Below are 12702 nucleotides of genomic sequence, written 5' to 3'. Positions count from 1 at the left end.
ATTGTTGTATTTCGTACAACATATTCGACGCAGTAGTCACCATTTTTATAAACGCTCCCCTTTTTCGGAAAACAAAAAAAAGCTCCTTTTCAGCATAGCAGAAAAAGAGCTTTTTCTCACGAACAATTGTTTCTAGTTTGTAACAAATTATTGATGACGAGAAACAACATTTTTCAGCGCTTCTTTGGATTGGAAGCCAACCACTTTATCAACAGGCTGTCCGTCTTTGAAAACGATCAATGTTGGGATACTCATAACGCCAAAGCGAGCAGCAGACTCTGGATTGTCATCCACGTTTACTTTTGCGATTTTCAAGGACTCAATTTCTTTATCAAGCTCTTCCAAAACGGGAGCGATCATTTTACAAGGTCCGCACCAAGGTGCCCAGAAGTCTACAAGTACTGTACCTTCTCCTTCAACTTCGGTTTTAAAGCTGTTATCAGAAACATTCACGATTGACATGATAGTTCCTCCTTCTAAGAATGGATTTGATTTATAACATCAAGTAGTACCTAGCTACCGATGAACGTCAACATGTAAAGTATACCACACCAGTGGGTCATTTCAACCAAGCCATAAGTTAGCAAAAAGTTGAAGATGGATCTACTTAGCAGGTAAACCTACAGGCAGCCCCTGAAGTCTTTGCTGCTCGATATAAGCAATACGATCCTTCAAATTCGCTTGCAGCAGCTGCAGCATCTTCATCTGTTGTTCGATTTCTTCGAGCTTCTCTGTGTAGAGTGGCAGCAAATCATCGCACATAGACTCCTGATTTTTCATGACGCAGTTCAGAAAGCTTTCAATCTGTTCGGTCGTAAAGCCTAAGCTCAAATAAAACTGAATAGTCTTCACGCGCTCAACAGCCATCTGGTTGAATACCCGATATCCGTTTTCTTCACGCTGTGTTGCGATTAGCCCTTTCGCCTCATAATACCGCAAAGAACGAATACTGGCTCCGGTAAGCTTGGATAACTCACTAATCCGCATGGCCTTCACCTTTTTCCTTTTCCTTGATCAAGTAAGGATGATTTCATTGTAAACCATGACACTAATGTTAGAGTCAAGTCTTATTTCAACCTTTCCGCTGCTATCTTTTATTGTTTGCATAATTGTCACTTTGATAAGCTTTACAACTTTCGACGAATTTGGGTATACTAAGCTTAAACATACGAATGTCGGACGTTGGGGGGTAACCACATGAGCGATCCTAAACACCCTGAGCTTCACGTGTATGAAGAACCGCGCAATGATTTCATGGATGTAGGCATTGGCTTTGGCGTTTTCTTTGGCTTTTTGTTTGTAATTGCAGCCATTGCAACCGTGATTCAAGTTATGAAATAAGAATGTCCAAGCCTGGAAGAGAACCGTTTTGCACTTGGTGCGAAGCGGTTTTTTTCATGCCGTGCTTTTTATAGGCGGTAAGCTGCAAGTGCTCAGGAATTAACGCCATTCGTGCAAATGATTGAAAATGTGACCGCTGAATTAGAGTTGTTGAAGAAGCAATAATGTAAAAAAGCTGTACAGATGAACGCATCTGCACAGCTTTTGTTATTTCCCACGCTTGTTCGTACCAGTTACCACAACCACATCGACGAAAGGACGAATGCGGTCCATTATCCGCTGTCCCTTGTACTCTTCGTCACCATCTTTATTCGTGAAGCTGAAATGCTTCTCCAAATCAGAGAGCGCATAATTGGACGTGAAAAAGGTCGGCTTACGATTCATGCGATGATTCACGATAGCGCCAATAACATGATCTCGCAGCCACGGATTCAAATTCTCCGCGCCAATATCATCGAAAACTAACAGATCCGTTTCCTTTAGTAGATCAATCGTTTCCTTCAGTTTGGAGGGCTCTTGGAACATTCCTTTCAAGTCCTCGGCAAAATCCGGCATATAGACAATTGCACCTGTCATACCGACTTTGGCCAGCTGGTGCAGCATGTAGCCCATCAGGAACGTCTTCCCCGTTCCAAATGATCCTGACAAGTAGAGTCCTCTAGTCTGAAGTCCTTCTTCCATCGTCAGGCTGACATAGTCGTTAATTTGCATAACGGCTTTCGCCCGATCCAGATCCGTTTCAAGGATATCTCCAAACGAGTAGCTGCGCGAGATCATCCGCGGATCCACGTGAAAGGTGCGGATTCGGCCGTTTATGGCATCCTGCAGCTGTTTCGCGTTGAACTTCTTGCAAGCAACCTTCTCCTCATGAACAAACGGTTTTTCATTGACGGAGTCGGCTGTTAACATCGTATAATGTCCTGTCATATCATTGGGACAGTTTTCTAAACCTGGACAGTTGGAACAGTTTTTGTACTCTGTCACATATTGATAAAGCTTGTTCATATTAATCTTAATAGTATAGTCATCGACGAATGGATACTTTTGACGAAATTTGTGAACTAGGACGTCGTCCATGACAACTTTAATTTTCGCTTCTGCCTTCCGTCTCCATTCGGATTGCGGCATTGATTTGAGTAAGTGAGACAGGGAATCCATGCTTCCTGCACCTCCTTATAATTCTCTTGTACGTTGTTCCATCGACACTAACCGTCAGCTCTTCCGATTAAAGCGCTCGTCCAGCTTCTGCGCCATCCTTCTTGCGGCTTCCAGCTCTTCATCCGTCAGTCTCGAAGCAGCCGCTGTCCCGGCATCCGGCACTACGATCGGAATATGAGGCTTCTGCGTCTTGCCTTGTCGACCTCTCGTTACAGAACCGCCGCTAGCTTTAGCGGCCTCCACTTTGGAAGCGGCCTTCTGTTTGTAGCTGATTTTCTCACGCACGTATTCCACGGCTTGTTCGTAAGTGGCAATTTGCTTGCCCAGCAGATCCGATGCGACCGCTTCAATCGAAGACTTAGCCCACGAGCGGCGGTCGATATGTAGGAAGTGGATCAAAACATTAATGACTTCCTCTTTCAATTTATAATTCAAATCAATCTTCTCAAATATATTAAGTACACCGTCCGGAATGGAGCCCTGAGTGAAGAACATTTTCAGAACTGCCGTGTACGGCTCATTTCGCATAATGTAATTGTATTGATGATCTGTGCATTCGCCGCGGAGCTGCTGCGGCACTTCTAAGTAATAAGCCATTTCGACTGACTTGTCTCCAGACGTGTCTAGCATATCCTCGTTCGCTTCACCTTGAGACTTCTCTTCCGACCTGGACAACGTTCGCTCTCGTTCCTCATCCCGCTTCTTGCTCTGTCGGTAGAACAGATTCGCATTATACTGCATAAGATCCATCTGCAGTTCGCCCTCTTCGGTGAATGCGCCATCCTCATCCAGCAAACGGCATGTTTCCTGAAGTGATAGGTTATACTTCTTCGCCACAATATTAATCGCAGCCATCTGATCCGGTTTATGCTTGAGAGCCTCAACAAAAACTCGATTGCTCGCCCCTCGCGGGAACCTCATAATAATATCCGCATACTGGAATCCTTTGGTTGTCACGTCCATCCGAGCCTCTCCCTGTTTACTGGCCGAGGCCTCATACAGGGCTTGCTCTAGTTCGTAGTCGACCACCTGGGTATTGAGGCGGAATAGATCATAGAACGGTACAGACAGATTCTCTTCACTCGCGTCACGGCACTCTTCCGGCTCTGGCGAGAGCAGCTCTTCCCGAAGGGATAGGAGCATGAACTTACCGACCTTATCGCGGAGCAGAAGAGTCAAATGCTGATTGCGGAAAAACTCATTGGGGCCAAGCGGGGGGAACAAGGTGTATACGAAGACATAGTCTTCTTCGCCCGGCAGAAATTTGCGAGTTGTCTGCAGGAGCCCAATGGCTTCAAGCTTCGAAGATTGCTCTATTAGATATTTGCGTCCTCGCTCCCCCTGCTCAAGCTCGAGTAGTAGAAACAGCTTTCGCTGTTGTTCCAGAGGCGAATATCCGACTTTTTCTGCACTCATCTGCAGATAGAGAGCTTGATAGAGACTAATCGCCAATCCGCCAATCATAGGTTGATACATCATTGCTAACATTTTATAATCCAGACTGCTCAAAGAAAACTCACGGTTCACACAAAACCTGTGGTTCTCGGTGAAATGCAGCATATTCGTCATTCTCATTCCGTTACAGCACCATCCTGCCTCAACCAATTACAGCTATGTAAGCTTCTCGGTTTCTCTCTATTAGTCTACCACAAAAATCGACACGCTTGGTATCTCAGAGAGAAAGATAATATTACCTAAAATGAAAAAACCAACCTTTCGGATGGTCAGATTCCGACAAATTAGCTGTTAGACTGTACTTCCAGCATGTTTTTATAAGCATTACGAACCTTGCGGCGGATAAATTACCCTTGATTTTTGGATATAAAAATAGAGCCAGTTGAGTTTAATCAACAAGCTCTTCAAGCTACCGGTTGGTTTTAATGAAGTGGCAGCTGAGTTTCATGGGTATCCTCACCATACAAAGCCGGATTTAGCTTCTTTGCAATCGCTAAGTCCAACAGTATTCGCTGTGTCTGATGATCATCCAGACTGTCCGCCCAGAGGCGGATCAAGTCATTCATCTTTGAAGGGTTTTTAAGCGGGATTTGATGCTTAGCATCCTTGATGAAATAGAGGGAGCTATGCGGCAGCTCTTCATGGAGTATGTTCGCATACCGCTTAAATGCACGGTCCTTTTGACCATAAATCAGTAGGATCGGATGATGGATGCCCCGGAGACGGCGGGTACAGTTGTAGGTAAGTGACTGTTCAAAATACGGCTTCACAATTTTTGCATCATCGCTAACGGAGCTTTGGTACAGTTCGTGATAAGTAGCCGCATTATCCGCATTCCCAATGGCAATCGATTTTTTCAACAAATTCATAAAGAGACCAGAACCGGCCATCTGCACTGCGAGCCAAACCCTGCCTTTATTATAAGGATCTGTTAATTCAGACATCCCGCTAACTACGATTCCCCCAAGGAAGCGTTTCGGATATGTGAGGAGCGCTTCCAGCACTAAGGTGCCACCTGTCGAATAGCCGCACAGGAACACTTTTTCAATACCCAGGTAATCCAGCAACTGTCTTATATCTTCAACAATAAGCGCATAGCTAAATGTACGTGCTGACGACTTGCTCGCGCCGTGCCCCCTGATATCGAAAGTAATGACTTGAAAATGGTCCGAAAGCCGCTCTCTTTGATAAGCAAAAGTCTGTGACGTTAATAAAGGTGGATGAATAAAGACGATTGGGGTGCCAGTCCCCGTAATCTCATAATACAATTGGGTTCCGTTCACAAGAGCCAAAGGCAAAATAGTCTCCTCCGTAAGGTCAAATTAGGTAACTCAACCTTATCGTGACCAGTTCTGCCTATTTCTATGAGAACCTTAAAACATTTTGAAGCCTCTAATCCTCAGCGCTTTAATGGCCGATCCACTTAAAATAGCGCCAACCAAGCCACCGATAGCCGGAACAATATCAACAATTGTAAAACTATCTCCGCTGGAAAGAAAAGACGCCTCTCCTATTGAACCATAAATAACAACACCGATAACCAAAGCTATAAAAGCATAGAGTGGAAACCATGTTGTTTTCATTAGCATATTCAAAATAAACCCGATCCCAAAAAATAACACTACCATTAAGACAGTGGCAATGACCATTTGTAACAATGTATGTTCCCCCTTAGCAATGTAAGAAGCCCGTTCATCTATCTGACTTCCTTATAATTGTAATCCACGAAATGTCGCAGGTAAAGTGTACACAAATTGAACATTTCCCTCTTCACCCTTTGTTCATTTGCCCTTTCCCCATGAATTGGATACAATGTAGGGGATATTAGCCCTTGAATGGAGGAAAACCAATGAGTGAAGCCGTACAAACCCTTGAAGGCTGGTATGCGCTCCATGATTTCCGTCTGATCGACTGGAACGCATGGCATGCCGCAACCCCGCAGGAGCGTAAGCATGCAACGGACGAGCTGAATACATTCCTGTCCCAGTGGCAGCAATTCGAGAACGATAAACTAGGCAGTACTGCCGTTTATAGCATCGTTGGTCAGAAAGCCGACTTTGTATTCATGCAAATGCGCGAAACGCTTGAAGAACTGAATGAATTGGAAAATACGTTTAATAAATCAAGCTTCGCCGCTTTTACAATCCCGGTCTATTCCTACGTATCCATTGTAGAATTAAGCAGTTACCTAGCTAAGCCAGGCGTGGATCCTTCGGAAGATCCGGAAATTCAAGCCCGCTTGAAGCCTATCCTGCCTAAATCGAAGCACATCTGCTTCTATCCGATGAATAAGCGTCGCGAAGGCAATGACAACTGGTACATGCTGCCTGCCGAAGATCGCAAAACGATGATGCGCAGCCATGGCATGATTGGTCGAACATACGCAGGTAAAGTCAAACAAATCATTACGGGTTCCGTAGGACTCGATGATTGGGAGTGGGGCGTAACCCTGTTCTCCGATGATCCTCTTCATTTCAAAAAGCTCGTATATGAAATGCGTTTCGACGAAGTGAGCGCACGTTTCGGTGAGTTCGGCGACTTCTATGTCGGCAACCTGCTGACACCTGATAAATTTGTAAAATTAATTCAAATTTAAGATATAACGTAAGAGTGAGGGACCATGTCCTTCACTCTTTTTGTATAACTACATACAATCAACATTGTGCACATTTTTGAAAGAGGGTAAACAGCCCTTGAAGGTGAATGAAGCAAAAAAAGAAAGCTTGCTCAATGAGGAGCAAAGCTTTCTTATCATACAATCAATCCTCATCGTCGTCGTCACGCAGAGCAGCCGCTAATTCGGCTTCCATCTGAGCTTTGCGGGCTAGATACTCTTCGGTATCTCGGTCACGCTGACGACTTTTTTCCTTCAATCGTTCAATTGCGGGAAGAATAAGGATATCAATTTCCTTTTGCACAACAGCTACATGATCATAGCGTTTCTCAGTCTCTAAAAAGTGACCGACCTCGATCAGGGCATGGTAACGATCCAGTTCATCCCGGGTAAGAAGTCCTCTTACTTGGACACTGCAGTGCCGCATGGCGATCCCCCCGTTAAATAATGATGACTAGAAACGTCCCTTACGTATAACTAGTGGAATACCGCCGATAATGTAGAGGTATCTCATATCAACCACTTTTTTCATCATGGCTGCAACGTTACCTTTGAGCTTACGGGAACCAACAATACCGATAGCTTGACCTTTACCTAAGGAAGCAACTGTACCTTTGTTGGAGTATTTGAAAGTTTTCATTTGCGAACCGCGAATGGAAGCAATCAGGTTGTGCGCAACAGCTTCACCTTGCTGCATAGCGATTTGAGCTGTTGGAGGGTATGGTCTGCCTTCATCGTTCATCACGATAGAACAGTCACCTACAACATAGATGTTATCGAACCCAGGTGCATGCAGGTACTCATCGACTTTAATTCTGCCGCGCATCGTTTCGAAGCCAGCTTCATCAAGCATATGGTTACCGCGGATACCGCCTGTCCAAACAACTGTAGCTGCTTTGATGAACTCATCACCAGCGATCAGCACACCTTCAGGTGTACATTCTTTAATTGCTGTGCCAATTTTGAAAGTAATGCCTTTGTCAGTCAACACTTTCATCGCATACTCAACAAGCTCTGGATCAAATCCAGGTAGCGCCGTTGGAGCTGCTTCAATATTATAAATCTTCACAAGGGAAGGATCTACGTCGAACTCTTTGCAAAGCTGTGGAATACGGTCAGCAAGTTCACCAATGAACTCGATGCCAGTAAACCCTGCTCCACCGATAACGAATGTCAGGTAATCTTTGCGGTCTGGTTCACGCTTGAACTTCGCGAATTGATATTCAATGTGTTCACGAATGAAGCGAACGCTGTTGATACTGCGAATGTTCAATGCGTTTTCTTTAAGACCTGGGATACCGAAAGTTTCAGCTTCACCACCAAGACCAATAACCAGGTAGTCATAAGAAAGTGTACCATCTTCGAGAATAACCTTTTTCTCGTGCGGACGGATTTGAGTAACGGTGGATTTCACGAAATCAACTTTAAATTCATCAATCAATTTCAAAATGTTCACGCGTGCATTTTCAGGATTATCCGTTCCTGCAGCAGGCATATGAAGATGGGTAGTAATGTAATGATAGTCATGTTTGTTTACAAGTGTTACATCGGCTTCATTGTAATTTAACTCTTTTTGCAAACGAATTGCGGAAAGGATTCCGCCATAGCCTGCTCCTAAAATTACGATTCTTGGTATTCTACTCATTTCTCTCTCACTTCCATATCCGTATTTATTGTCCTATGGTTTCTCTATCTTGTGAAAAATTACACAAACAGCTTCAAAAGTAGTATACTGCCTCTAGTTTGCTCACAATCGCAGCGAATTATGATGAAACAGGATGAAATTAGTCACAACATGCTTAAAACTATTCTCATGATATAATATAATTTTCATAAGTAAATATCAAGTGCTATTTTCCTTTAAAATAAGGCGTACAGGCCCTTCTAACCTGACCAACCAATGTAAGCATTATTTATCATATATATAAGCGATTTATATAAAGAAATCTCACTTTTCTGTTTCCTTCAATAGAAGAGACGTTTATAATGGAATAATGATTGTGACTGTACTCAGGAGAATCACACACAACAAAGGAAATGAATCGGAGGAGTTTAAACAATGAACGAGAGAGAAACAAATCAAGATATCGTAGATATCATAGTAATTGGCGGTGGCCCTGCTGGCATGTTCGCATCATTCTATGCAGGTATGCGCCAAGCATCCGTTAAAATTATCGAAAGTATGCCGCAGCTTGGTGGTCAGCTTGCAGCTTTATATCCTGAGAAATACATTTATGATGTAGCTGGCTTTCCGAAAGTAACTGCACAAGAACTAGTGGACAACTTATTGGCTCAAATGAAACACTTTCAAATCAACACTTGCTTGGAAGAGAAAGTACACCAAGTGATCAAAAAAGAAGAGCGTCTCTTCGAAATAACAACAGATAAAGGCATACATTACAGTCGCGCCGTTATTATTTCGGGTGGGGTTGGCGCATTCGAGCCGCGTCGTCTTGAATTACCGGAAGCTGCGCAATTCGAGAAGAAAAACTTGCATTACTTCGTTAGCGATTTGAATGCTTTTGCTGGCCAGAAAGTGTTAATCAGCGGCGGCGGCGATTCAGCTGTTGACTGGGCTTTAATGCTTGAGCCTATCGCGGAGAAAGTTACGCTTATTCACCGTAGAGATAAATTCCGTGCACATGAGCACAGTGTAGAAAACCTGATGAACTCCAAAGTAAACGTTGTAACTCCAACGGAAATCACTAAACTTCACGGTAGTGACCGCATTGAACAAGTCACGCTTAAAGATATCAAATCAGGCGAAGAAACCGTACATGATGTCGACGCTGTTATCATTAACTTCGGCTTCGTTTCTTCCCTTGGACCGATCTCCGAGTGGGGCCTTGAGATTGAAAACGGCTCAATCGTTGTTGACTCCAGAATGGAAACAAACATTCCAGGCATCTTCGCTGCTGGAGATATCACAACTTATCCGGGGAAATTGAAACTGATTGCTGTTGGCTTCGGTGAAGCACCTACTGCAATTAATAACGCTAAAGTCTATATCGATCCTAATGCAAAGCTTTCACCTGGACACAGTAGTAACTTAAAATTTTAATCTTCTTAAATAAAATGGGGTATTCTAAACCTAATCTATGGATTAGGAGGAATACCCCTTTGTCATATATATGTCCAGTTTGCAACGGTCTACAGGAGCTGAATGCCGAGTGTCCTGTTTGTTCACAACAGATGAATGATTGCGGAAAATGGAGTGACTATCTAGGCCCCTACTCTCCTTATCGAGAGATTGATGATATCTCCATGTCAGATGGGACACTAGATTCACAGCATAATCAATGCCTTCATCTGGTAAACTGCGCCAACTGCCACCAGAATTTTACCATCCAAATAACTTCATGAAGAAACGCTCTAGTTTAGCGGGGTTTCATCCTTGATGTAGACGTGCAGTTTTAAATTACGTCTCTGTATTTCTGCGAGCAACAGGTCAACAAAATCTGATTCCAATCTCAAATCCAATGCTTTGTAATAAGAGTCGATCAATGTTTCGTCACTAATTTGTCTCACTGAAATCACCTTTATTCTATAATTTGTAATTATATTATCATGGGGGCAAAATTAGAACAAGCGTTCCGTTATCCACAGATACATGTGCATATCCTGTGGGTAGATTGTTAATATGTCCCATAAACGCGCTGTATGGATAGGGGATATTGTGCATAAAGTTATGCACACGCTAATCCTTCCGTCTGCCGATAAAAAAAATTGATCGAAATCTTAGAAATACTTTACGCTCACTTAACAAAACTTTAAACTTGTTCACACAATTGAAAAGAAATTTTAATCGTCAATTAATATTCATAGCCTACAATGATAGTAGAAAGACAAAACAAAGGAGCGAAAGACATGATCGTCTACGATATTGTACTAAATGGTGAAATTAAAGAAACGATTAAACCTCGCAAGAACCGTTTGAAAGAAATTTACGCATTTATGCTAGAGCAAAGTAAGCTCATGAAAGCCAAGTATGGTGATAATGTTAAAATTAAAGGCCGCATGGTGTATTAGGGAGAAATAACCCGTTATACACTAGCGGCCTTTTTTCTTCCATGCCATTAGATGATCCCTTTGCGATGCAGCACCGTTAATAATCGATAGAAATCATAACTCCCTTTCTCCGGAGTATCGATTAATGCTGCTTTGACCGCAGCGTCTACAGCGGCTTTCGCCCATTGTGGTACAACATCCAGCGCCGCTTGCTCCTCTAAGGAACTAACTCTATTTTGTAAGTCTACGATTTGTTCCTGCAATTTCTCTAACATACGAACGACCTCCTCATCAAAGTGAGTTAAACCATAGGTTTGAATAATCGTATCCAACTTACTCGCATAAGAGGGATCCGTTGCATATCCACTGCTTTGCAATGCTTTCGCTTGCTCACTAGGACTTCCAGCCGTCCTGACACTAGCATAACGAGGGAATCCAAAAAGTAAATCCTGATCACGAAACCCTGCCTCAATCGTCGGATATGCGCGAAAATCTCCCGGTACGTTATCATAGCGTATACCTCCAATAACTTCCCATGTCGTTGTTGAAACGCGATCCCCCTGCCAATAAGGCGTCAGAAGCCCATTACCAACCTTATAACCGACTAGATTGTTCCACGCATTCAAATTGCCCCCTGTCTCCTGCATAGCTTGCGCGATTCTTACTGAAGGATAGATCGGTGAGTTCTCTAGGCGAAGCTTCACTGCAATAGGTGCAATGATCTCAATAAATTCCTGTTTAGTTGCCATGGACACACCTCCTTCTTCTATCACTAGTAACTAAACCAAACCTTACAATCTATTCTATTCTCTCCATGCTTAAAGGGGTTCCGCTAGTTTTATATTTTATATAATTAATGTAAAAAAGGCTCCGCAAGTGCAACTTTCCTGCACTCGGGGAGCTAATAAATCCAATGGCCAATCAACATCATAAGTAATCCAAAAATAGCTGAATATCTCTTTATTATTCGGTTCGTCTTCGGGTAAAACAACAGCAGCCAAATAATAAATCCAATAGGAATTAAAATACCAACTTTTAAATTGAATGTACCTAAAATGTAATATCCGACTAATTTCCACCCTAGATATCCTTCGTCCTCTTCCCTATTTCGGTAAAACAACACTAAAACGAAGATGACAACAATTGTAGAGATGATTGAAACATTAAAATTCCAATTCACTTAAGGATTCAACTCCTCTCACCAACTGAAGGAATTCCTATTTATGTATATTGTAACACTCCATGGTTTGTCTTTACTAAGATGAAAATACAAAGATGAAAACAAAAAAACCTCCCAAGACAAGTGTATTAAAAAATACACATGCTCAGAAGGATTAAATCTTATCGTTATTAAGCTTCTACTTTATCGTCGCATTTCTCAACTAAGCCCTCTTCGTCCTTCACTTTGAAGGAAGAGCCGCATCCACAGGAAGCTACAGCATTCGGATTGTTAATGGAGAACCCGCCGCCCATGCCTGCGTCTGTGTAGTCAATTTCAACACCGTATAAATATTTGGAACTGTCTTCGTCCACAACGACCTTGAGGCCATGAATGGTGAAAACTTTATCGTCATCCTTCTGCTCATCATCGAAGCCCATGCCGTAAGAGAAACCGCTGCAGCCTCCGGCTTTGACACCTAGACGCAAGAACAGGTTCGGTGATTCTTCAGAAGATAGAAGCTCTTTAATCTTATCTGACGCTGATTCACTAATGTTAATCATAACGGAAATCCCTCCCTAAAGTTCTCCTTATGGAAAACTGGCATTATACTAAGTTTTCGTAATGCTTACTATCAAGTATACTCCTATCTGGCGCATTGCTCAAGGGCAGCTGCGCAGTCATTCAGAGCCATTTCATCCATAAACTTTAAGGTTATGTCCTATAGCGTAATATTGCAGCAGCAATTGATCGAGCTCTCGACTGCATTGCTGCACTTCAGGATGAAGGAAGCCGTATGTCGTACCTAAGGAAACCATTTGGCCTCGAAGCTGTTCTATTTTTATATTTAATCGTTCCTGTGGTTCGGTCACGAATACTGGTATCACGATATAATCACCTTTAGCCCTACGTAATCACATTGCAATAGTATACAGGAATTTGTTAATATTGGGAATAACATTTCCTA

17 protein-coding genes are annotated in these 12702 nt (G+C 42.9%); 4 read left to right on the top strand and 13 right to left on the bottom strand.

Translation table 11 applies throughout. From position 1 onward, the window contains the following. Positions 1-147: 147 nt before the first annotated feature. Both trxA and NYR53_RS07880 read right to left on the bottom strand, forming a co-directional pair. Positions 148-462 (bottom strand): thioredoxin, encoded by a 315-nt coding sequence (gene trxA, locus NYR53_RS07885; RefSeq protein ID WP_029194765.1) that lies wholly within the window; start codon positions 460-462, stop codon positions 148-150. A gap of 141 nt (positions 463-603) precedes the next feature. After that, positions 604-987: a MerR family transcriptional regulator gene (locus NYR53_RS07880; RefSeq protein WP_029194766.1), complete on the bottom strand. Its 384-nt coding sequence runs from the start codon at positions 985-987 to the stop codon at positions 604-606. Positions 988-1197: 210 nt separating this feature from the next. Here NYR53_RS07880 and NYR53_RS07875 point away from each other — a divergent pair, with 210 nt between their 5' ends. Next, positions 1198-1341 carry a YqzM family protein gene (locus tag NYR53_RS07875; RefSeq protein ID WP_261304664.1) on the top strand — a complete coding sequence of 48 codons (144 nt, stop codon included), beginning with the start codon at positions 1198-1200 and terminating at the stop codon, positions 1339-1341. A gap of 207 nt (positions 1342-1548) precedes the next feature. On the opposite strand, the gene dnaI is transcribed toward NYR53_RS07875, so the two are convergent. From dnaI to NYR53_RS07855, 4 genes are all read right to left on the bottom strand, one after another. Further along, positions 1549-2499 (bottom strand): primosomal protein DnaI, encoded by a 951-nt coding sequence (gene dnaI / locus NYR53_RS07870; RefSeq protein WP_261304663.1) that lies wholly within the window; start codon positions 2497-2499, stop codon positions 1549-1551. A gap of 54 nt (positions 2500-2553) precedes the next feature. Next, a complete protein-coding gene (locus tag NYR53_RS07865; protein WP_261304662.1) occupies positions 2554-4074 on the bottom strand; it encodes a replication initiation and membrane attachment family protein in 1521 nt (506 codons plus the stop codon). Positions 4075-4376: 302 nt separating this feature from the next. Then, positions 4377-5252, bottom strand: coding sequence for an alpha/beta fold hydrolase (locus NYR53_RS07860; protein WP_261304661.1), 876 nt, complete (start codon positions 5250-5252; stop codon positions 4377-4379). Between the two features lie 75 nt (positions 5253-5327). Beyond that, complete coding sequence (locus tag NYR53_RS07855; protein WP_261304660.1) at positions 5328-5612, bottom strand: YuiB family protein; 285 nt, start codon at positions 5610-5612, stop codon at positions 5328-5330. A gap of 191 nt (positions 5613-5803) precedes the next feature. Here NYR53_RS07855 and hemQ point away from each other — a divergent pair, with 191 nt between their 5' ends. Beyond that, entirely contained in the window at positions 5804-6550 is a 747-nt protein-coding gene (gene hemQ / locus NYR53_RS07850) for a hydrogen peroxide-dependent heme synthase (protein ID WP_261304659.1), read from the top strand. Positions 6551-6713: 163 nt separating this feature from the next. Here hemQ and NYR53_RS07845 read toward each other — a convergent pair whose 3' ends face one another. Together NYR53_RS07845 and NYR53_RS07840 are read right to left on the bottom strand one after the other, a co-directional pair. Then, positions 6714-6995 (bottom strand): hypothetical protein, encoded by a 282-nt coding sequence (locus NYR53_RS07845; RefSeq protein ID WP_261304658.1) that lies wholly within the window; start codon positions 6993-6995, stop codon positions 6714-6716. A gap of 27 nt (positions 6996-7022) precedes the next feature. Then, positions 7023-8213, bottom strand: a complete 1191-nt coding sequence (locus NYR53_RS07840; protein ID WP_261304657.1) for an NAD(P)/FAD-dependent oxidoreductase — start codon at positions 8211-8213, stop codon at positions 7023-7025. Between the two features lie 414 nt (positions 8214-8627). Here NYR53_RS07840 and NYR53_RS07835 point away from each other — a divergent pair, with 414 nt between their 5' ends. After that, the gene (locus NYR53_RS07835; protein ID WP_261304656.1) at positions 8628-9629 is read left to right on the top strand and encodes an NAD(P)/FAD-dependent oxidoreductase; all 1002 of its coding nucleotides are present in this window, start codon (positions 8628-8630) and stop codon (positions 9627-9629) included. 311 nt (positions 9630-9940) lie between these two features. Here the strand turns inward: NYR53_RS07835 and NYR53_RS07830 are convergent, their stop codons facing one another. Then, positions 9941-10096 carry a sporulation histidine kinase inhibitor Sda gene (locus tag NYR53_RS07830; RefSeq protein ID WP_082562636.1) on the bottom strand — a complete coding sequence of 52 codons (156 nt, stop codon included), beginning with the start codon at positions 10094-10096 and terminating at the stop codon, positions 9941-9943. A gap of 303 nt (positions 10097-10399) precedes the next feature. On the opposite strand from NYR53_RS07830, the gene NYR53_RS07825 reads away from it, so the two are divergent. Then, positions 10400-10597 carry a mechanosensitive ion channel protein MscL gene (locus NYR53_RS07825; RefSeq protein WP_261304655.1) on the top strand — a complete coding sequence of 66 codons (198 nt, stop codon included), beginning with the start codon at positions 10400-10402 and terminating at the stop codon, positions 10595-10597. Positions 10598-10644: 47 nt separating this feature from the next. On the opposite strand, the gene NYR53_RS07820 is transcribed toward NYR53_RS07825, so the two are convergent. From NYR53_RS07820 to NYR53_RS07805, 4 genes are all read right to left on the bottom strand, one after another. Continuing rightward, the gene (locus tag NYR53_RS07820; RefSeq protein ID WP_261304654.1) at positions 10645-11325 is read right to left on the bottom strand and encodes a glycoside hydrolase family 73 protein; all 681 of its coding nucleotides are present in this window, start codon (positions 11323-11325) and stop codon (positions 10645-10647) included. A gap of 152 nt (positions 11326-11477) precedes the next feature. Then, positions 11478-11756 (bottom strand): hypothetical protein, encoded by a 279-nt coding sequence (locus tag NYR53_RS07815; protein WP_261304653.1) that lies wholly within the window; start codon positions 11754-11756, stop codon positions 11478-11480. Positions 11757-11926: 170 nt separating this feature from the next. After that, a complete protein-coding gene (gene erpA / locus NYR53_RS07810) occupies positions 11927-12298 on the bottom strand; it encodes an iron-sulfur cluster insertion protein ErpA (protein ID WP_029194777.1) in 372 nt (123 codons plus the stop codon). A 132-nt stretch (positions 12299-12430) separates the two neighbouring features. Further along, the gene (locus tag NYR53_RS07805) at positions 12431-12622 is read right to left on the bottom strand and encodes an aspartyl-phosphate phosphatase Spo0E family protein (RefSeq protein WP_261304652.1); all 192 of its coding nucleotides are present in this window, start codon (positions 12620-12622) and stop codon (positions 12431-12433) included. Positions 12623-12702: the final 80 nt, after the last annotated feature.

The organism is Paenibacillus andongensis (assembly GCF_025369935.1).
GTDB lineage: Bacteria > Bacillota > Bacilli > Paenibacillales > NBRC-103111 > Paenibacillus_E > Paenibacillus_E andongensis.
Note: the sequence above shows the minus strand (reverse complement) of the source record. Positions and strands in the feature narration are given on the sequence as shown.